The organism is Pseudonocardia kujensis (genome assembly GCF_021283305.1).
GTDB lineage: Bacteria > Actinomycetota > Actinomycetes > Mycobacteriales > Pseudonocardiaceae > Pseudonocardia > Pseudonocardia kujensis.
Genome location: NZ_JAJSOK010000003.1, coordinates 56,245 through 75,258 on the forward strand (window position 1 = coordinate 56,245; position 19,014 = coordinate 75,258).

Here is a 19,014-nt window from a genome sequence, read left to right on the forward strand (position 1 = left end):
GGCACTACCTCCCGGTGAAGGTCGGCGCGCGGCCCTCGAGGAAGGCCGAGAGCGCCTCGGGCATGTCGTCGGCACGGGTCAGCAGTGCCTGTCCGCGGTTCTCCAGCTCCATCGCGGCGCCGTAGGAGGTGATCTCCTGGTTGCGCAGCAGCGCGCGCTTGGACATCCGGATCCCACCGGGCGAGTTCGCCGCGATCTGCTCCGCGAGGGCGTCCGCCTCGGCGAACAGCTCCTCGCTGGGCACCACACGGTTGACCAGGCCGATCCGCTCGGCCTCGGCCGCCTCGACGATCCGGCCGGTGAAGCCGAGCTCGGCCGCGCGGCCGTAGCCGAGCAGCCGGGTCAGCGCGTAGCTGGTGCCAAGCTCGCCGCAGGACAGGCCGACCCGGACGAAGGCGCAGGACAGCTTCGCCGTGGGCGCCGCCAGCCGGATGTCCGCGGCCAGCGCCAGCGCCAACCCGCCGCCGACGGCGGGTCCGTGGATCGCGGCGATCACGGGGAAGGGCAGCGCTTTGATCGCCGCGATCCCGTTCGCCGCCGCCTCCTGGAAGAACAGGAACTCGCGGACGCCGAAGCCCTGGATCGACCCGATCTCGGCGAGGTCGAACCCGGCGCAGAAGGCCCGCTCCCCCGCGCCGCGCAGGATCAGCGCACGGGCGCCGCTGTCCCGCAGGGCCAGCGCGGCGTCGTTGTGGTCGTAGAAGGTCTGCACGGTCTGGGAGTTGGCGCGCTCGGGTCGGTTCACGGTCAGCACGGCCACGCCGTCCGCGCGCAGCTCGACCAGCAGCGTCTCCAGCTCGACGAGCGTGGTGGTCCGGTCCTCGGTGGTGGTCATCAGCGCCCCTCGAAGACGGGCGCACGCTTCTCCTGGAACGCGGCGAGGGCCTCGGCCATGTCGTCGCTGCGGGTCAGCAACGCCTGCCCGCGGTTCTCCAGCTCCATGGCCGCCGCGTAGGACGAGACCTCCATGTTCGCGTGCAGGGCCCGCTTCGACAGCTGGACACCGCCCGGGGAGTTCGCGCAGATCAGCTCGGCCATCTCCAGCGCGGCACCGAGCAGCTCCTCCTCGGGTACCACCCGGTTGACCAGGCCGGTCTCCTCGGCGCGCGCCGCGTCCATCATGCCCGCGGTGTAGGCGAACTCGGCGGCCGCGGCGGGCCCGATCAGCCGCGGCAGCAGCCAGGACGTGCCCAGGTCGCCCGCCGACAGCCCGATCTTGACGAACGCGGCGTTGAACTTCGCCCGCGGCGAGGCCAGCCGGATGTCCGCGGCCAGCGCCAGCGCCAGCCCGCCGCCCGCGGCGGCGCCGTTCACCGCGGCGATCACGGGAACCCGGATGCCCCGGATCGCGGCCAGCGCGCGGGCGGCCCGCTCCTGCAGGTCCAGCATGCCCAGGGCGCCGAGCTCGGGCAGCTTCTCGGCGTCGGCGAGGTCGTAGCCCGCGCAGAAGGCCTTGCCCGCGCCGGTCAGGACCAGCACGCGCAGGCCCGGATCGCGGTCCAGCTCACGGGCCGTCGTCTCCAGCTCGCGGAACATGTCGGCGGTCATCGCGTTGTAGCGATCCGGCCGGTCGAGTGTCAGCACGACCACGCCCTCACGCGGCCGCTCCAGCCGGAAGGTGGTCGGGGTGTCGGACATCTCCAGTGGTCCTCTCGATCAGGCGTGGGCCGGTGTGGGGGTGAGTGCGGCGAGGATCTCCTCGGTGACCTCCTCGGCCTGCTCGGGCTCGAGACCCCAGGGCGGGGCGACGAGGTCGAGATGGTCGAAGTCCGCGGCGTGCGCGGCGACGCGGTCGGGCAGGTCCGCGGCCCGGCACACGATGCCGATGGCGTCGACCGCCGCGTCCGGGACGGCCGCCGCTGCGGCGGCGGTGTCGCCGGCCTTGATCGCGGTGCGGATGCGCTGCTGGGCCGCCTCCCAGCCGTGGATCGCGAAGAGCCGGTCGTACACGCGGGAGGCGGCGTACTGGGCGACCGCGAAGGCGACCCGGCGGCGGCCCGCCTCCTCGTCGGCGTCGAGAGCGATCATGCGGGTGCCTTTGACGACGAACCCGTCGAGCGTCCGGCCCGCGTCCGCGGCGCCGCGCTCGAGCTCGGGCCGCACCACCTCGGCGAGGTAGGTCGCTGTCGTCATCGGGTGGGCGACGAGGCCGTCCGCGACCCGGCCCGCCGCGCGCACCATCCGTGGCCCGACGCCGGCCGTCCAGATCGGGAGGTCGTCGCGCAGCGGGGCGGGTGTGCCGGCCGTCGGTGCCAGGTGCACGCGGTAGAAGCGGCCCTCGTGGTGGACCGGCCCCTCGTGGAGCCGCCAGAGCGCCCGGAGCACGGTGACCAGCTCCTCCATTCGGGCGGCGGGCGACGCACCGCTGGCGGAGAGCCAGTTCTCCATCATCCCGGAGGTGCCGTTGCCCAGCCCGAGGACGATCCGACCGCCGGTCAGCTCGTCGAGATCGCGGGCCTCGGCGGCCCAGATCAGGGGGGAACGGCCGACACCGTAGGCGATGTTCGAGCCGATCACGAGCCGCTCGGTGGCGGCTCCGAGCACGGCCATCGGGATGGTGGCGGACCGGCTGTAGAGCTCGCCGGTCCACACCGCGCCGAAGCCCGCGGCCTCCGCGCGGCGCGCGAGGTCCGCGGCGGCCCGGAAGCGCCGTGGCCCCCGCCCACCGGTGAAGATCGTCAGTCCGTACTGCTCGCGCATCGTCGCGCGCCCCTCCCTAGCCGAACTTCGGCGGTCGCTTCTGCAGGAACGCCGTGATCCCCTCGCGCGCCTCACCGTGCACGAAGAGCTCGTGGATCTGCTCGACCTCGAACCGCTTCCCCTCGTGGAACGGCCGGTCGAAGGCGGCGTCGACGGTGCGGATCAGCGCGGCCAGAGCGGGCCAGGACAGACCGCTGAGCTGTCCGGCGAGGACGAGCGCGGCCTCCGCGGCCTCCCCGGCGGGCACCAGGCGGTCGACGAGCCCGATCGCCGCGGCCTCCTCCGCGGGGACCTGGCGGGCGGTGGCCATGATGTCGATGGCCCGGCCGCGCCCGACGAGCCGGGGCAGCCGCTGGGTGCCCGCGGCGCCCGGGATCAGGCCGAGCCGGACCTCCGGCAGGCCGTACTTCGCCTCCGCGCCGGACACGCGCATGGTGCAGGCCATCGCCAGCTCCAGCCCGCCGCCGAGGGCCACGCCCTCGACCGCGGCGATGCTGATCAGGTCCGCCTCCGCGAGTCGCTCGACGGCCCCGCGCAGCCGGTCCCCGTAGGCCGCGAAGGACTCCGCGTCCACGGTGCCGAGGTGCTTGATGTCGGCGCCCGCGGCGAAGAAGCCAGGGATGCCGGAGGTCAGCACCAGCACCCGGGTGTCGCGGCGCTCCGCCTCGTCGAGCAGCGCGTTCAGGCCGTCGATGATCGGCGGGCCCAGCGCGTTGGCGGGTCTGCGGTCGATCGTCGCGACGAGCACGCCGGGTCCGGCGTCCTCCCAGCTCACGACCTTGCCGTCGTCGCTCATGGTCGTCCTCTCAGGCCCGGCGCGGGAACGCGCTGAAGTCAGGGGTGCGCTTGGCCTTGTACGCCTCGCGGCCCTCCTGGGCCTCCTCGGTGGCGTAGAAGAGCAGGTTGGTGTCGTGCGCCAGCTGCTGGAGGCCGGCGAGGCCGTCCTCGGCGGCGTGGAAGCTCGCCTTGCACAGCCGCAGCGCCATCGGCGAGAGCTGGAGCATCCGCCGGGCCCAGGCGACGGTCTCAGTCTCCAGCTCGGCCAGTGGCACCACGGAGTTGACCAGGCCCATCTCCTTGGCCTCGACGGCGTCGTACTGCTCGCAGAGCAGCCAGAACTCCTTGGCCCGCTTCTGTCCGACCTGCTGGGCGAGCAGCCCGGCGCCGAACCCTCCGTCGAACGAGCCGACCTTGGGGCCGACCTGGCCGAACCGGGCGTTGTCCGCCGCGATCGTCAGGTCGCAGGTCAGGTGCAGCACGTGGCCACCGCCGACGGCGTAGCCCGCCCCCATCGCGACGACGGGCTTGGGCAGCCTTCGGATCTGCACCTGCAGGTCCGTGACGTGGAAGCGTCCGACACCCCCGGGCTCCTCGAGGTACCCGGTGTCACCTCGGACGCGCTGGTCACCGCCCGAGCAGAAGGCGTCCGGCCCCTCGCCGGTCAGCACGATCACGCCGATCGAGCCGTCCTCGCGGGAGCGGGTCAGCGCGTCGGACACCTCGATCAGGGTCTGCGGGCGGAAGGCGTTGCGCACCTCCGGCCTGCAGATCGTGATCTTGGCGATGCCGTCGCCGGAGTGGTCCAGACGGATGTCGTCGTACTTCCCGACAGACGTCCACTCCACGGGCAGGCGCGGCCCGGAGACGCGCATCAGGCCATCGTCAGGCCGCCGCTGACGGACAGCGTCTGGCCCGTGATGTAGCCGGCGGCGTCGGAGGCGAAGAACGCGACGGCGGCCGCGACGTCCTCGGGCACGGCGAGGCGCTTCATCGGCACGGCCTTGGTCATGCCGCCCAGCACCTTGTCCGCGTCCTGGCCGGAGTTGTCCGCGAACTTGCGCAGCGCCGGGGTGTCCGTGGGGCCGGGGCACACCGTGTTCGCGGTGACGCCCTTGGTCGCGACCTCGCGAGCGAGGGTCTTGGTGAAGGCGATGGTGCCGCCCTTCGCGCCGGAGTAGACGGCCTCCAGAGACGAGCCGACCCGGCCGGCGTCGGACCCGATGTTGATGACGCGCCCGAAGCCGCGCTCGATCATCCCGGGCACCACGGCGTGGGTCACCCGCAGCATGCCCTTGAAGTTGATGTCCAGGATGCGGTCCCAGAACTCCTCGGTCGTCTTCACGAACGGCATGAAGTCGTCCCAGCCCGCGTTGTTGACGGCGATCTCGACGGGGCCGAGCTCGTCGGTCACGGTCTTGACCGCGGCCTGCACGGCGGCGCTGTCGGTGACGTCCGCCTGCACGGCGGTGGCGGTGCCACCGGCGGCGACGATCGACTGCGCGGTGGCCTGCGCGGCCTCCAGGTCGAGGTCGACGACGGCGACCTTGAAGCCGCCTGCGCCGAGGGTGGTGGCGATGCCCTGGCCGATGCCCTGGGCGCCGCCGGTGACGAACGCGGTGCGGTTGCTCATGAGTTCTCCGTCCTCGGGGATGGTCAGGCGTCCTGCAGATGCCAGTCGATGGGACCGGCGATCAACGAGTGGCTGGTCAGGGTCCGGCCGAGCACCCGCTGGGCCTCCCGCGCGGCCTCGATCACCGCGGGCAGGTCCAGGCCCGTCTCGACGCCCATCTCGTGGAACATGCTCACCAGGTCCTCGGTGGCGATGTTGCCCGTCGAGCCCTTCGGCACCGGGCAGCCGCCCAGCTCACCGAAGCTGGCCTCGAAGCTCGTGCAGCCCGCGTCGAGGGCGGCGTAGGCGTTGGCCAGGCCCTGGCCGCGGGTGTTGTGGAAGTGCGCGGTGACCTCCACCCCGGGCAGCCGCTCGAGCGCCGCGGTGAAGAACTCGCGCGCGTAGGCGGGGTTGCACATGCCGGTGGTGTCGCCGAAGCCGATCTCCGTGGCCCCGGCCTCGGCGAAGCGCTCGGCCAGGTCCAGCACCCGGCCCAGCTCGACCTTGCCCTCGTAGGGACAGCCGAAGGATGTCGCCACGACGGCGGCGCAGTGCAGGCCCTCGGCCCGGATCCGCTTGGCCATGACCTCGTTGTCCGCCATGGTCTCCGCGACCGCGCGGTTCACGTTCTTCTTGTTGTGCGTCTCCGAGGCGCTCACGAAGATCGCGGCCTCGTGAAACGTCTCCCGCACCTTCAGCGCGTTGTCCAGCCCGCGGCTGTTGGGGATCAGGACCATGAGCTTCACGTGGTCCGGGACGTCGATCCGGTTCAGCACCTCGACACCGTCCGCCAGCTGCGGGATGACGTCCGGACGCACGAAGCTCGCGACCTCGATACGCTCGAAACCCGCCCGTGCCAGGGCCTCGATCAGCCGGATCTTGTCGTCGGTCGCGATGCGCTCGGGCTCGTTCTGGAAGCCGTCGCGCGGCCCGACCTCGCGGATGTGGACCTTCGTCATGACCTCTCCTGCAGTGCCCGGATGAGGGCGTCGCGGTGTTCGGGGGCGGCGACGGCGACCAGCCGCGCGCCGTACTCGTCGTGGGGACAGCCGCGCAGCCAGGCGCTGCCGTGCTCGGTGACGACGACATCGACGTCCGCCCGGCCGGTGCTGACCGGACCGCGCAGAGCCGGCACGATCGTCGACGCCCCTCCCGCCGTGGACCGCAGCGCGATGATCGACCGGGCGCCGGTGCGGGCGGCGGCTCCGGAGAAGTCGGCCTGCCCGCCGATGCCCCCGAGGTAGCGCCCGCCCACGGCCTCGCTCCCGACCTGACCGGACAGGTCCACCTCGACGGCCGAGTTGATCGCGACGAGGCGACGCAGCCGGGCGAGCACGCCGGGATCATGGGTGTAGCTCGCGGGCCGGAACCGCACCGGCAGCTCGCCGAGCCTGGCGTAGAGCTCCGCGGAGCCGATGGCGGTGCCGGTGACGAGCACGCCTTCGTCGATCTCCTTGCGCCGCCCGGTGAGCACGCCCTTCTCCACCAGCCGCAGCACGCCGTCAGTCAGCATGCCGGAGTGGAAGCCGAGGTCGCGGTGGCCCGCCAGGCCGTCCATGATCGCCGTGGGCAGCGCGCCGACGCCCATCTGCACGGTGTCCCCGTCCTCCACCAGCTCGGCGACGCGCGCGGCGATGGCCTCGTCCACGGCGTCCGGCGCGCGGTCCGGGGCCTCGGGGACCGGCCGGTCCGTCTCGATGGTCGCGGCGAAGCGGTCGAGTGGGATGCCGGGCGTGCCCGTGGTGGCGGGCATCCGGTGGTTGATCTCGCCGACCAGGATCCTGCTGTGCCGCACGGCGTCACCGGCGTAGTCCACGCCGATGCCGAGCGAGCACACGCCGTCCGGGCCGGGTGGGGAGACCTGCACCAGCCCGACGTCGCCGGGTAGGACGCGCTCGGCGAACAGCCGCGGGAGGACGGAATAGTGCGCAGGCACGACCTGGAGCGTGCGGTTGCGCCGCAGCTCCCCCATCGCCCCGTACGAGACGAGCGTGACCTCCGGCGGCACCTCGCGCAGCCGCCGGTTGAAGGTCAGCCCGCCGAACGCGCGCACCGGCCCGATATCGGAGACCTGGTCCAGCAGGGCGTCGACGAGCGGGGTGGCCTCGGCGCCCGCCTGGCTCCACCAGACCCCGGCACCGGCCTGGACGTACGGGCGCAGGTCCATGGTCAGACCCGCTGCAGCAGGGTCGCGGTGCCGAGGCCGCCGCCGCAGCACATGGTGACGAGGCCCAGCTCGACGTCACGGCGCTCCATCTCGGCGACGATCGCGGCCAGCAGCCGTCCGCCGGTCGCGCCGACGGGGTGGCCCAGGGCTATGGCGCCGCCGTTGACGTTCACCCGGTCCATGTCCGGCTTGAGCTCGCGCTGCCAGGCGAGCACCACCGAGCTGAACGCCTCGTTGACCTCGAACAGGTCGATGTCGCCGATGGCCAGCCCGTTGCGCTCCAACAGCTTGTGAGTCGCAGGAATGGGCCCGGTCAGCATGATGACGGGGTCCACGCCGACCGTGGTCTGGTCCAGGATCCTCGCCCTCGGGGTCAACCCGTGGGCGTCGACGGCCTCCTGCGAGGCCAGCAGGACACCGGCGGCGCCGTCGCAGATCGGGGACGACGTGCCCGCGGTGATCCGGCCGTTCTCGGTGCGGAACACCGTCTTCAGCCCGGCCAGGGTCTCCACGGTCGTGCCCGGGCGGACGGTCTGGTCGCCCCGGCGCACCTCGCCGTCGAGCTCCCAGTCGATCAGCTCCGCGTCGAACCGGCCCGCCTCGATGGCGTCGGCGGCGAGCGCATGCGAGCGCGCGGCGAACTCGTCCATCTCCTCGCGCGAGAGGTCCCAGCGCTCGGCGATCAGCTCGGCGCTCTCGCCCTGCGGCACGAAGTCGTACTGCTCCCACATCCGCGCGGTCCACGGCTCGCCGTAGAGCTCGGAAATCGTCGCGGGCGAGTTCATGGGCACGTGGCCCATGTGCTCCACGCCGGCGGCGATCACGACGTCGTGGACACCGGAGGCGACCAGCGAGGCCGCCATCTCGCTCGCGGTCTGCGCCGAACCACAGCGCCGGTCCAGCACGACGGCCGGGACCTCGGGCGGATAGCCCTCCTGCAGCCAGGCGTTGCGCCCGATGTTGCGGGACTGCTCCCCGAACGGGGCGGTGCAGCCGACCACCAGGTCCTCGACGACACCAGGTGCGATCCCGGCCCGGCCCAGCAGGTCGCGGTAGACCGCGCCGAGCAGATCGTTGGGATGGGTGTGCCGGAACCAGCCCTTCTCGGGGTGCGACTTGCCGAACGGGGTTCGGGCTCCCTCGACGAGGAACACGTCCCTTCCCTGCAACGGCACTCAGATCACCGTCCCGCCGTCGACCGGCAGCACCTGGCCGGTGATGTAACCCGCCGCGGGCGAGGCGAGGAACACGAAGCTCGCCGCGATCTCGTCCGGATCGGCCCAGCGCTGCAGCGGGATACGCTCGAGCGTCTTCTGCGCGAGCTTCTCGTTGCTGCGGATGTTCTCGGTCATGGCGGTGGCCGCGAGCGGGGCCAGCGCGTTCACCGTGACCTGCTTGCGCGCCAGCTCCTTGGCGAGTGACTTGGTCAGCCCGATGATCCCGGCCTTGGCGGCGCCGTAGTTGGCCTGCCCGATGGTCCCGACCAGCCCGGCCGCCGAGGTGACGTTGAGGATACGGCCGCTGCCGTCGTCGGGGAGGAACGGCAGTGCGGCCTGCGACACGGTGAACGACCCCATCAGGTGGATCTCGACGATCCGCCGGAAGGCGTCCTCGGTCAGCTTGGGGAACATCGCCGGCGCGATGGCGCCTGCGTTGTTGACCACGATGTGCAGCGCCCCGCCCCCGAGGTCGGCGGCCTTGGCGGCGGCCGCATCGGCCGCGGCCCGGTCGCGGACGTCGACCACCTGACTGTCCGCCCTGCCCCCGGCCTCGACGATCTGCTTGGCGACCAGACGGGCCGCGTCCTCGTCCACGTCCGTCACGAGCACCGCGGCACCGGCACGGGCGAACGCGGCGGCGACGGCGGCGCCGATCCCTCCGCCGGCGCCGGTGACCAGGGCCGCGCGGCCGTCCAGGGAGAAGACCTCTAACGCTGGCATCGGTGAAACCACTCCTCGGGGGATGGCAGTCGGCGGAGCGTGCGGAGCCGCCGGGGTGGGTGGGCTCAGTAGCTCCTCGGCAGGCCCAGCACGTGCGAGCCCAGGTAGTTGAGCACCATCTCCTGGCTGAGCGGCGCGATCTTGAGCAGGCGGGCCTCCCGGAAGTACCGGGCGACGTTGTACTCCTCGGAGTAGCCCATCCCGCCGTGGGTCTGCAGCGCCCGGTCCGCGGCCTGGAAGCCGGCGTCGGCGCACAGGTACTTCGCGGTGTTGGCCTCACGGCCGCACGGCTTGCCCTGGTCGTAGAGCCAGGTCGCCTTGCGCAGCACCAGCTCCGCCGCGTCGAGGCGGGCCAGCGAGTCCGCCAGCGGGAACTGCAGGCCCTGGTTCATCCCGATCGGCCGGCCGAACACCTCGCGCTGGTTGCCGTAGGACACCGCGCGGTCCAGCGCGACCCGGCCCAGTCCGAGCGCCTCGGCCGCGACCAGCATCCGCTCCGGGTTGAGCCCGTCGAGGATGTAGGTGAAGCCCTTGCCCTCTTCGCCGACGCGGTCCTCCACGGGGATCATCAGGTCGTCGATGAACAGCTCGTTCGAGGTGACGGCGTTGCGCCCCATCTTCGGGATCGGCCGGATGTCGATCTTCGAACGGTCGAGGTCGGTGAGGAACAGCGTCATGCCGTCCGTCTTCTTCGCGACCTCGTCGACCTTCTGCGTGCGGGTCAGCAGCAGGACCTTCTCCGACTCGACGGCCTTCGAGATCCACACCTTGCGGCCGTTGACCCGGTAGTGGTCGCCCTCGCGCTTGGCGAAGGTGGTGATCCGCGTGGTGTCCAGCCCCGCACCCGGCTCCGTCACCCCGAAGCACACGTGCAGCGAACCGTCGACGATCCGCGGCAGGGTCCGCTTCTTCAGCTCGTCGGAGCCGTGCTTGATCACCGGGTGCATGCCGAAGATCGACAGGTGGATCGCCGAGGCGGCGTTCATGCCGCCGCCGGACTTCGCGACCTCCTCGATCAGGATCGACGCCTCGGTGATGCCGAAGCCGTGGCCGCCGTACTCCTCCGGCGTGGTGATACCGAGCCAGCCGCCCGTCGCCAGCGCGTCGTAGAACTCCGTCGGGAACCGCTTGTCCCGGTCGTGCTCCATCCAGTACTGGTCGTCGAACTTCCCGGCCAGGTCCCGGACCGCGTCCCGGATCGTCACCTGATCCTCGGTGAGCTCGAAGTCCACCGCACACCTCCACGACCGCATCGTCTCGTCCGGTCTGATGCTAACAAAGGACAGACCAAAACGGGAACACGGCTCACGCCGCCGTGGCGGAGGCGCGGCGAACCTCGGGGCGGATCGCCGTCAGTTGTTGTAGAGCCTGGTGAAGTGGTAGAGGTCCAGGAAGTCCGTACTGGTGCCGTACCCGACCAGGTCGCCCATCTCCCAGCGCGGCATGACCATGAACGCCATCGACCCGGGCCAGTACTGGATCGGCGCGCGCGTCTGGGCCACGCCGCGCACCCGGTACTCCCGGTCGTGGGCGTCCACCAGGTGCAGCTCCAGGGTGTCGGAGTACATCCCCTTCCGGGTCATCCGCGCCGAACCCTCCTTGAGCCCGAGCGCCTTGCCGCCGTCGAGGACGTAGCCGTGGGTGAGGTGTGCCTCGAACGGCCGGTCCGGGCCGATCGTCGGGTCGAAATCGAACATCGCGTGCAGGGCGAGCTCGCGGGAGAAGTGGCACTGCAGCCAGGTCATCGTGCCCAGCTGGCGCTCTTCCCGGACGCCCCAGCTGTGGTCCATCGTGCTGAGCGCGTCGACCTCGTGGCGGGCCCCGTTCAGCACGACGTGCCCGGTCACCGCACCGGTCATGTCGAAGTGACCGGCGTAGGCCCCGCCCGCGGAGAGGTCACCACGCCCGGCGGCCTTGGCCCGCGGGTCCATGTCCGGGTCGTGGATGTCGAAGGGCTCCATGAGCGCCTCGAACCGGACGTCGACCTGCAGTGACTCGCCGTTGTCGTAGCGCAGCTCCCACACCTTGTTCGGCTCCAGGCACCGCACGGCGAGACCGTTGTCCAGCCGGTAGTCGAGCAGGCTGCCGGACTCGGGCAGCGGCAGGTAGGCACGGCTGTCCCAGAAGTCGACCTCCCAGCTCGCCTCGACCTTGCGGGAGTTCACGAAGACCGCCGAGTTGACGGTTCCCAGGTTGGGCCGGAACAGCGCGTAGAGCCCGACGTGCGCGGGGACGGCCGGGATGTCGAACCCGAAGTAGTTGGTCTCGGTCCACATGCGCGCGGTGCCGCTCGGGTGGAACTCCGCGTCCTCGGGCGTGATCATGCAGCGAGTATCCGATTCCGTGGCGGGCGGAGCGATACCTCCAATGAGCCGTCCCATACCCCTTACGACAGCACTTCGCGCGTATTCGTGTCGCAGGTCACCGTCGGCGCCTACCGTGCCGCTACCTGATCGACGAGGAGTGACGCGTGACAGCGACGTGGCCGTGCGACGACCTGCCCAGCGAGCGGTTCCCCATCTTCACCCGGGCCAACACGGGCGAGGTGTTCTCGGACGCCGCGACCCCGCTCACCTGGAGCGTGTTCGGCACCGGGGTGTACGACGCCGCCTACCGGGACGGGCTGTACCGGATCGGGGTCTTCACGCCCGACGACTTCCGCCCCGAGGGCGAGTGCGAGGTGGTGGGCTGCTTCGGCGGCTACGTCTACATCAACGTCTCGATCTCCCGCGTCCTCGCCGTGCGGACGCCGGGGATGACAGCCGAGGCGATCGACCAGTCGCTGTTCGGCGAGCACCCGGACGTGCGGCCCTACAAGCCGCACCCGCTCGACGAGGACCCCGAGTGCACCGAGCGCATGGTCGCCTGGATGACCTCGCTGTTCACCGCCACGGACGTGCCCGAGGTCGCCGAGCACACCCGGCGGATCGACCAGGTGGTGGCGGAGCGGCCGGACCTGACGACCCTCTCGGACACCGGACTCGTCGACCGGTACCGCTCGCTGGTCGCCGAGATGCGCCCGGTCTTCGCCACCCACATCGTGCACCTGTACGCCGCCAACATCGTGACCGGCCTGATCGCGCAGGTCGGGGCGGCCGTCGGCGCGAGCGAGCTGGTCGCGAAGGCCACGTCCGGGCTCGGTGAGGTCGACTCCGCGCAGCAGTCCTACGACCTGTGGAACCTGTCGCGGATCGTCCGCGACTCCCCTGCCGTGGCCGTGGAGTTCGACAAGGGCGTCGCCGAGCTCCTCGACCGGCTGCACGCCCTCGGGGACGACGACGACGGCGTGAAGGCGTTCCTTGCCGGCTGGGACCAGTTCATCGCCTCCTGGGGCTTCCTCGGCCCGAGCGTGTGGGAGTTCCGCTCGCCCACCTACGGCTCGCACCCGGAGATCCCGCTGCGGATGCTCGACCACGCCCGCAAGGTCGGCGACGAGCACTCCCCGGAGATCCGGACCGCGCACCTCGCCGCCGACCGCAAGGCGGCGGTGGCCGAGATCGCCCGCCGGCTGGAGGGCAACGAGTTGCAGGGCCAGTTCCTCGGCGCCGCCAACGCCGCGACCCTGTTCCTGCCGGCCCGCGAGGCGACGAAGGTCCAGTGCACCCGGCTGTGCGAGGAGGCGCGCATGACGATGCGCGAGCTCGGCGGCCGCCTCGTGCAGCGCGGTGTGCTCGCCCGCTGGCAGGACGTCCTGCTGCTCATGGGGGACGAGATCGACGACTTCGTCGCGAACCCGGCGCCGTTCGCCGAGCTCGTCGACCAGCGCAAGGCGACCCTGACGCTGTTGGAGTCGAAATGGCCGCCGTTCATCCTCGAGGGTGCGCCGGGGCCGATCGAGGACTTCGAGGACCGCAGCGACACGGTCGTCGCCGCCGTCGTCCCCGGTGACGTCCTGCAGGGGCTCGGCGTCTCGCCCGGCAGCCACACCGGGCCCGCCCGCGTCGTCCGCTCCCTGGTCGACGACGTCGAGGTGGAGCCCGACGACGTCCTGGTCGCGATGACGACGGACTCCTCCTGGGGCCCGCTGTTCCTCACCGCGGGTGCCGTGGTGTGCCAGACGGGCGCGGCGATCTCGCACGCGGCGATCGTCTCCCGGGAGCTCGGCATCCCCGCGGCGGTCTCGGTCCAGGACTGCACGACCCGCATCGTCGACGGCACGATCGTCACCGTCGACGGTGACACCGGCGCCGTCACCGTCCACTGACCCGAGGAGGTCCCGGCCCGATCGGGCCGGGACCTCCTCGTGCTCCCGCGTGTCAGCTCAGCCGCATGTGCAGGGCCTCGTTCACCGAGAGCACCTCACGGTCCTCTCCCGGCCCCGCGAGGATGCGGGTGACCGAGCAGTAGTCCGGTGCGAGGAACACGGTCTGCTCGAGTCCGAGGAGCTCGGCGAGATAGGCGCTGATCACGGCACCGTGGCAGACCACGGCCACGACCGACTCCGGGTGCCGCTCGATCACCGCCTCCATGCCCGCGCGGACGCGGGCCCGGAAGGCCGCGGGGTCGTAGGTGTTCCCGCACCAGCGCCCCGCGCTCATCTCCCGGTAGGCCGCGCGACGGGTCGGGTAGGCCTCGAGGCCCTGCCCGTAGGTGGTCCATCCGTGGTCGAGTTCCACCAGCCGCTCGTCGACCTCCGCCACCAGGCCGAGGGCTTCGGTGAGGGGTGCCGCGGTCTCCCGCGCTCGGCGCATCGTGCTGGTGACGACCGCGCCGACCTCCCCGTACTGGCCCGCGGCCAGTGACTTCGCCAGCACGGCGGCCTGGGCCCGCCCCTCGGCGGTCAGGGGCGGATCGGCGATGGTGACGCCGTCCCCCGCGACGACGAGTGGACGGGCGTGGCGGACCAGGAGGAGCTCCATCAGTTCCTTCCGGCGGTGACGCGCTCGCGGGCGGAGTGCACGGAGCCTGCAGCGGGGAGCTCGGGTCGGATCCAGGCCGCCACGGCCTCCGCCCGGTTGGCCGCGTGCAGCTTGCGCATGATCCGCTTGACATGGGACTTCGCGGTGCCCTCGGTGATCACGAGGCGGCGGGCGATCTGACCGTTCGTCTGACCCGCGGCCATCAGCTCCAGCACCTCCTGCTCGCGCAGGGTCAGCGCGGCCGCGACGGCGGAGGGCGCGGCAGGCACCGCGGCGGGCCCGAACCGCCCCAGGTCCCCCGCGACCTGGGACACCCGCGCCATCAGGTCGCGGAGGGCGTCACCGGCGCGGGCGGAGGCGAAGTACGGGGCCAGTGCCTCGGAGAAGGTCCACAGCACCTCGCGGTCCAGGGCGGACGGCCTGCGGCCGGCATCGTCGAACCCGGCGTGGATCAGCCCGACGACGGCTCCCCGCCCCAGCACGGGGACGGCCACGTAGCTGCGGCACCACTCCACCGGCAGCAACCGGCGGGCACATCCCGGGCCCACGACGACGGGGGCGTGCTCGACGAGGACCCGGTGCTCCTCGAACGCCCCGTCGAGGACGGACGGCGTCGGGATCGGACCTCTCGACGCGGCATCGCGCACGAGTTCGGCCGTGGGCGCCCACTCCGGTCCGCGAAGCCGGGCGTACGCAGCGCGTTCGAACCCCAGGAGGCGAACGGCCGCAGGAACCGCGTGCTCGAGGTACTCGCTCGACCTCGGTTCCCGCAAGGTCACGAGCGCCTGCCGGACCCGACCGACTCCCGCGGGCGATTCCTCCGCGAGAGCGTCGCCCGTGCAGATCCGCAGCCGCGCTGCGGCGCCGATGCTGACCGGCGGACCCGCAGGTGCCGCACTGCGCAGTGCGTCTACCACCACCACTTCGCCTCCGCGCCTCTGCGTGGTTCATCGTAATAATGGTCTGGCCGTAATGGCCATCGTGCTGATGTGCGGCGTCCGCTGTCAACCGGGCCGCCGGCTGTCAGGGGGTCGGGAGCAGCGCGAGCCGGCGGGCGAGCCGGTCGTTCCACGCGGCGGGCGACCCGAACAGTTCCGCGTCGAGCTTCGCGCGCTTGTAGAAGATCTGCAGGTCGTGCTCCCAGGTGTAGCCGATGGCCCCGTGCAGGGTGAGGGCCGAGTCGGCCGCGGCCGAGGCCGCCGCGCAGACCTGCGCCTTCGCCGCCGCCGCGTGCAGCGGCGCGTCCTCGTGCGCCGACCCCACCGAGGCGGCCGCGAGGTAGACGATGGAGCGCCCGGCCTCCACCTTGACCAACATCTCCGCCGCGGCGTGCTTGACGGCCTGGAACGACCCGATCGGCACCCCGAACTGCTTGCGCTGCTGCACGTAGTCGACAGTGGCGTCGAGCATCTGCTCCATGACGCCCAGCGAGTCCGCGGCCACCAGCACGGCGGCACGCAGCGCCGCGGAGTCGAGCACGTCCGCGACGTCGTGCACCGGGATCGCAGTGCCGAGTGCACCGTCGAGCTCGACGTCCGCGACCGTGCGACTCCGGTCGGTGAGACCCCGACCGTGGACCACGACCCCCGGCTGCGCCACCTCGACGAGCTCCAGCACGGTGCCGTGGTCACCTGCGACGGGGACGACCAGACGCTGCGCCCGGTCGGCCGCCAGCACGGCGGGAATGCTGCCGACGAGCCGACCCTCCCGCGCGACGACCCCTGTCGCGGCTCCCGGCACAGCACCGGCGGGAACGGTGAGGACGGTGGTGATGCCGTCCGCCAGGAGCGCCTTCGCCGCTTCCGGCATCCCCGCGAGGGCAGGCAGGGCAAGCATCGACCCGAGCCACGCCGCCGCGGGTGCGGCTCGGCGGCCCAGCTCCTCTGCGGCGAGGGCCAGCTCGACGAGGCCTCCGCCCTCGCCGCCCAGGTCCTCCGGAGTCCCCACACCGAACCAGCCCTCGGCGACGAAGCGCTCCTCGAACGCAGCGTGGTCCCCACTGTCCAACCAGCCACGCAGCGTCTCCGAGGCGCACGTCTCACCCAGCCAGTCCGCGAGGACGTCGCGGAAGTCGGCCTGTTCGTCGGAGAGTTCCCAGCGCATCAATTGCTCCTACTCGACTCGCTGACGCGGCGCGTGCACCGCATCCGCACTCGCGATGCTAAATTGGGTCTGACCTTTAGACCACGAAAGCAGGACCTCATGACCACGGGCGAAGCCAGATCGGCGATCCGACTCTCCCCGATGGAGGTCCCCAAGGCTTCCGACGTCCTCGCCAACGAGCTGCGCGAACGCATCCTCTCCGGCGAGTACCCGGAGGGGACCCCACTGCCCCCCGAGCGCGAGCTCGTCGTGCAGACCCGGATGAGCCGCACGACCGTCCGCGAGGCCCTCCGGATCCTGGAGGTCCAGGGCCTGATCAGGATCAAGGCGGGGCGCGCGGGCGGCGCGTTCGTCCAGCGGCCCGGCGAGGAGTCCGTGGCCAGCTCGCTCGACCTGCTGATCCGCGGACGGCAACTGCGGCTGGCCTCGGTGCACGAGACCCGCGAGGCCATCGAACCGTCGTGCGCCCGGCTGGCCGCCCTGCATCGCACAGCGGGTGACCTGGCCCGGCTCGAGGTCACGAACGAGGCGATCGCGGCCAGCGCGGACCTCGACGCCTTCCTGCGCGCCAACGTCGACTGGCACGTCGCCGTGGCCACGGCCGGACACAACGAGATCCTGACCGGCATCATGATGGCCCTGTCGAGAGCCATCTACACCGCCACGAACAACGAGGGGTTCGTCAACGACGAGGTCCGCGACATCACCGTGCGCGCCCACCGTTCGGTCACCCGGGCGATCAAGGAGCGCGACGCCGACGCCGCCGTCCGTCGGATGACCCGCCACGTCCACTCCTACGCCGCCGCCGCTCTCGAGGTGGACGAGCGCACGACGGTCGCGGTACCCGAGGAGGACTAGAGTCCCGGCGATGGCGGCGCCCGGGCCGAGCGCCTCAGCCATCGTCGCCGACCGTGCTCTGCACTGCCTCTCGCACCACGTCGAGCGCCTGCGGGTTCTCCGCACCGGAGAGGTCCCCCGGATCCTGCCCGAGTGCCGCGGCTCGCACCGCCCGGCGCATGATCTTCGCCGACCGGGTCTTGGGCAGTTCGGGCACCCGACACACCAGGCTCGGCGCGAACGGCTTGCCGAGCTCCTCGCCGACTCGGCGTCGGAGGTCCTCGGCGATCTCCTCGGCCCGGTCGGGCGCGGCCTCCGGCACCTCGGCGCGCGGCACCCAGAAGGCCCAGACGGCCTCGCCCTTCTTCGCGTCCGGCACCCCGACGACGGCGGCCTCGGCCACCGCGGGATGAGCGATCAGGACGGCCTCGACCTCGGCGGGGGCGAGCCGCTTGCCTGCGACGTTCATGACGTCGTCCGACCGGCCGCGCAGGTACCACCGCCCGTCCGCGTCGATCACCGCGTGGTCGCCGTGGCGCCACAGCCCGGGGAAGGTCGACCAGTAGGCCTCCAGATAGCGCTCCCGGTCCCGCCAGATGCCCCGTGTCATCGCGGGCCAGGGCTGGCGGCACACCAGCTCCCCGACCTCGCCGCGCACGGGCTCACCCGCCGCATCGACGACGTCGACGTCCATGCCCAGCGACGGTCCGCCCAGCGAGCAGCTCGCGATCGGCTCGATCGGGTACGGGGCGAGGAACGACCCGCCGACCTCCGTGCCGCCGGAGAAGTTGATGACCGGGACGCGACCGGCAAACACGGTGCGCGCCAGCCAGTCGTACGATTCCGGGTCCCACGGCTCACCCGTCGAACCGAGTGTGTGCACGGCGGACAGGTCGAACCCGGCGACCGCGTCCGCGTCGGTCCCGCGGATCGTCCGGATCAGCGTCGGGGACACTCCCAGCATCGTGACCCGGTGCCGCTCGGCGAGCCGCCAGAGCCGATGCAGGTCCGGCACGTCGGGCGAGCCCTCGTAGAGCACGAGGGCCGCGCCGTTGGCGTGCGTCCCGACGATCGACAGTGGGCCCATGATCCAGCCCATGTCGGTGATCCAGCAGAACACACCGCCGGGACCGACGTCGAAGGAGTAGGCGACCTCGCTCGCGGTCTTGACGAGGAAGCCTGCGTGGGTGTGGACCGCGCCCTTCGGCTTCCCGGTCGTCCCGGAGGTGTAGGCGAGCAGCAGGACGTCCGAGGCGGCCATCGGCTCCGCCGGGCCGGGCTCCGGGTCGTGGGCGAGCAGGTCCGACCAGGCCGTCTCCCCCTCACCAGGCGCGCCGACCACGATCACGTGCCGCACGGACGGGCTCTGCGCGACCGCCTCCCTGATCGGTGGCACCATCGCGACCGTCCTGCGGCGCCGCACCGTCGACTCGGCCACCACGACGGCCTTGACCTCCGCGTCGCCCAGCCGGGAGGCGATCGCACCCGGGGCGAAGCCCGAGAACAACGGCACCAGGACCGCGCCGATCCGCGCGGCGGCGTAGAACGCCACCACGGCCTCACCGACCATCGGCAGGTACAGCGCGACGGCGTCGCCACGACCGATGCCCAAGCCCCGCAGGCCCGCGGCGACCCTCCGCACCCGGTCCTCGAGCTCGCCGAACGTGAGCGCGTCGGTGCTGCCGTCCTCGGCCTCGTGGACGACCGCGGTGCGGTCGCGGTGCTGCGGGTCCTCCGCCCAGCGGGTGAGGCAGGAGTCGGCGACGTTCAGCTCGCCGCCGACGAACCAGTCCGGGTCGCTCACCCCGGCCGAGAGGTCCAGGACCCGGCGGTACGGCCGGAGGAACCGCAGGCCGAGGTCCGTCACGACCGCGTCCCAGTACCACCCGACGTCGGCGACGGAGCGGGCGCGCAGGGCCGAGATCCCCTCGATGCCGTGGGCGCGGGCGAAGTGCGCCACGCGCGAGTCCTCGAGGTACTCCGCACCGGGGGTCCAGACGTACGGATCGGCGACCATGG

18 protein-coding genes are annotated in these 19,014 nt (G+C 72.1%); 2 read left to right on the forward strand and 16 right to left on the reverse strand.

Features of this window, described 5'->3' with window-relative positions:
* Window positions 1–4: 4 nt before the first annotated feature.
* From LWC35_RS03290 to LWC35_RS03345, 12 genes are all read right to left on the reverse strand, one after another.
* The gene (locus LWC35_RS03290; protein ID WP_232868373.1) at window positions 5–835 is read right to left on the reverse strand and encodes an enoyl-CoA hydratase/isomerase family protein; all 831 of its coding nucleotides are present in this window, start codon (window positions 833–835) and stop codon (window positions 5–7) included.
* Entirely contained in the window at window positions 835–1,638 is an 804-nt protein-coding gene (locus LWC35_RS03295; protein WP_232868374.1) for an enoyl-CoA hydratase/isomerase family protein, read from the reverse strand. The genes LWC35_RS03290 and LWC35_RS03295 overlap by 1 nt, the downstream gene beginning before the upstream one ends.
* 18 nt (window positions 1,639–1,656) lie before the next feature.
* On the reverse strand, window positions 1,657–2,700 hold the full coding sequence (locus LWC35_RS03300) for an LLM class flavin-dependent oxidoreductase (protein WP_232868375.1): 1,044 nt from the start codon (window positions 2,698–2,700) through the stop codon (window positions 1,657–1,659).
* 16 nt (window positions 2,701–2,716) lie between these two features.
* Window positions 2,717–3,496: an enoyl-CoA hydratase-related protein gene (locus LWC35_RS03305; protein ID WP_232868376.1), complete on the reverse strand. Its 780-nt coding sequence runs from the start codon at window positions 3,494–3,496 to the stop codon at window positions 2,717–2,719.
* Window positions 3,497–3,506: 10 nt separating this feature from the next.
* Window positions 3,507–4,352, reverse strand: coding sequence for a 1,4-dihydroxy-2-naphthoyl-CoA synthase (gene menB / locus LWC35_RS03310; protein WP_232868377.1), 846 nt, complete (start codon window positions 4,350–4,352; stop codon window positions 3,507–3,509).
* The gene (locus LWC35_RS03315) at window positions 4,352–5,110 is read right to left on the reverse strand and encodes an SDR family NAD(P)-dependent oxidoreductase (protein WP_232868378.1); all 759 of its coding nucleotides are present in this window, start codon (window positions 5,108–5,110) and stop codon (window positions 4,352–4,354) included. Before LWC35_RS03315 ends, menB begins: the two co-directional genes overlap by 1 nt.
* 23 nt (window positions 5,111–5,133) lie before the next feature.
* Window positions 5,134–6,048 carry a hydroxymethylglutaryl-CoA lyase gene (locus LWC35_RS03320; protein WP_232868379.1) on the reverse strand — a complete coding sequence of 305 codons (915 nt, stop codon included), beginning with the start codon at window positions 6,046–6,048 and terminating at the stop codon, window positions 5,134–5,136.
* Window positions 6,045–7,256 carry an acetyl-CoA hydrolase/transferase family protein gene (locus LWC35_RS03325; protein ID WP_232868380.1) on the reverse strand — a complete coding sequence of 404 codons (1,212 nt, stop codon included), beginning with the start codon at window positions 7,254–7,256 and terminating at the stop codon, window positions 6,045–6,047. Before LWC35_RS03325 ends, LWC35_RS03320 begins: the two co-directional genes overlap by 4 nt.
* A 2-nt stretch (window positions 7,257–7,258) precedes the next feature.
* A complete protein-coding gene (locus tag LWC35_RS03330; RefSeq protein WP_232868381.1) occupies window positions 7,259–8,431 on the reverse strand; it encodes a thiolase family protein in 1,173 nt (390 codons plus the stop codon).
* Complete coding sequence (locus tag LWC35_RS03335) at window positions 8,432–9,196, reverse strand: SDR family NAD(P)-dependent oxidoreductase (protein WP_232868382.1); 765 nt, start codon at window positions 9,194–9,196, stop codon at window positions 8,432–8,434.
* Window positions 9,197–9,261: 65 nt separating this feature from the next.
* Complete coding sequence (locus LWC35_RS03340) at window positions 9,262–10,428, reverse strand: acyl-CoA dehydrogenase family protein (RefSeq protein ID WP_232868383.1); 1,167 nt, start codon at window positions 10,426–10,428, stop codon at window positions 9,262–9,264.
* A 120-nt stretch (window positions 10,429–10,548) separates the two neighbouring features.
* Window positions 10,549–11,520, reverse strand: coding sequence for a DUF7064 domain-containing protein (locus tag LWC35_RS03345; protein ID WP_232868384.1), 972 nt, complete (start codon window positions 11,518–11,520; stop codon window positions 10,549–10,551).
* A 146-nt stretch (window positions 11,521–11,666) separates the two neighbouring features.
* On the opposite strand from LWC35_RS03345, the gene LWC35_RS40100 reads away from it, so the two are divergent.
* Window positions 11,667–13,400 (forward strand): PEP-utilizing enzyme, encoded by a 1,734-nt coding sequence (locus LWC35_RS40100; RefSeq protein WP_232868385.1) that lies wholly within the window; start codon window positions 11,667–11,669, stop codon window positions 13,398–13,400.
* Window positions 13,401–13,452: 52 nt separating this feature from the next.
* Here LWC35_RS40100 and LWC35_RS03355 read toward each other — a convergent pair whose 3' ends face one another.
* From LWC35_RS03355 to LWC35_RS03365, 3 genes are all read right to left on the reverse strand, one after another.
* The gene (locus LWC35_RS03355) at window positions 13,453–14,055 is read right to left on the reverse strand and encodes a histidine phosphatase family protein (RefSeq protein WP_232868386.1); all 603 of its coding nucleotides are present in this window, start codon (window positions 14,053–14,055) and stop codon (window positions 13,453–13,455) included.
* A complete protein-coding gene (locus LWC35_RS40105) occupies window positions 14,055–14,702 on the reverse strand; it encodes a helix-turn-helix transcriptional regulator (RefSeq protein WP_232868387.1) in 648 nt (215 codons plus the stop codon). Before LWC35_RS40105 ends, LWC35_RS03355 begins: the two co-directional genes overlap by 1 nt.
* 376 nt (window positions 14,703–15,078) lie before the next feature.
* A complete protein-coding gene (locus LWC35_RS03365; protein ID WP_232868388.1) occupies window positions 15,079–16,158 on the reverse strand; it encodes an acyl-CoA dehydrogenase family protein in 1,080 nt (359 codons plus the stop codon).
* A 99-nt stretch (window positions 16,159–16,257) separates the two neighbouring features.
* On the opposite strand from LWC35_RS03365, the gene LWC35_RS03370 reads away from it, so the two are divergent.
* Entirely contained in the window at window positions 16,258–17,016 is a 759-nt protein-coding gene (locus tag LWC35_RS03370; RefSeq protein WP_232868389.1) for a FadR/GntR family transcriptional regulator, read from the forward strand.
* Window positions 17,017–17,050: 34 nt separating this feature from the next.
* On the opposite strand, the gene LWC35_RS03375 is transcribed toward LWC35_RS03370, so the two are convergent.
* The gene (locus LWC35_RS03375) at window positions 17,051–19,012 is read right to left on the reverse strand and encodes an AMP-binding protein (RefSeq protein WP_232868390.1); all 1,962 of its coding nucleotides are present in this window, start codon (window positions 19,010–19,012) and stop codon (window positions 17,051–17,053) included.
* Window positions 19,013–19,014 lie beyond the last annotated feature (2 nt).

Coding starts and splice junctions, on each gene's coding strand:
- LWC35_RS03355 (WP_232868386.1), bottom strand. CDS start 14,055: ATGGAGCTCCTCCTGGTCCGCCACGCCCGTCCACTCGTCGTCGCGGGG.
- LWC35_RS03335 (WP_232868382.1), bottom strand. CDS start 9,196: ATGCCAGCGTTAGAGGTCTTCTCCCTGGACGGCCGCGCGGCCCTGGTC.
- LWC35_RS03345 (WP_232868384.1), bottom strand. CDS start 11,520: ATGATCACGCCCGAGGACGCGGAGTTCCACCCGAGCGGCACCGCGCGC.
- LWC35_RS03290 (WP_232868373.1), bottom strand. CDS start 835: ATGACCACCACCGAGGACCGGACCACCACGCTCGTCGAGCTGGAGACG.
- LWC35_RS03295 (WP_232868374.1), bottom strand. CDS start 1,638: ATGTCCGACACCCCGACCACCTTCCGGCTGGAGCGGCCGCGTGAGGGC.
- LWC35_RS03365 (WP_232868388.1), bottom strand. CDS start 16,158: ATGCGCTGGGAACTCTCCGACGAACAGGCCGACTTCCGCGACGTCCTC.
- LWC35_RS03325 (WP_232868380.1), bottom strand. CDS start 7,256: ATGGACCTGCGCCCGTACGTCCAGGCCGGTGCCGGGGTCTGGTGGAGC.
- LWC35_RS03300 (WP_232868375.1), bottom strand. CDS start 2,700: ATGCGCGAGCAGTACGGACTGACGATCTTCACCGGTGGGCGGGGGCCA.
- LWC35_RS03370 (WP_232868389.1), top strand. CDS start 16,258: ATGACCACGGGCGAAGCCAGATCGGCGATCCGACTCTCCCCGATGGAG.
- LWC35_RS03315 (WP_232868378.1), bottom strand. CDS start 5,110: ATGAGCAACCGCACCGCGTTCGTCACCGGCGGCGCCCAGGGCATCGGC.
- LWC35_RS03305 (WP_232868376.1), bottom strand. CDS start 3,496: ATGAGCGACGACGGCAAGGTCGTGAGCTGGGAGGACGCCGGACCCGGC.
- menB (WP_232868377.1), bottom strand. CDS start 4,352: ATGCGCGTCTCCGGGCCGCGCCTGCCCGTGGAGTGGACGTCTGTCGGG.
- LWC35_RS03320 (WP_232868379.1), bottom strand. CDS start 6,048: ATGACGAAGGTCCACATCCGCGAGGTCGGGCCGCGCGACGGCTTCCAG.
- LWC35_RS03375 (WP_232868390.1), bottom strand. CDS start 19,012: ATGGTCGCCGATCCGTACGTCTGGACCCCCGGTGCGGAGTACCTCGAG.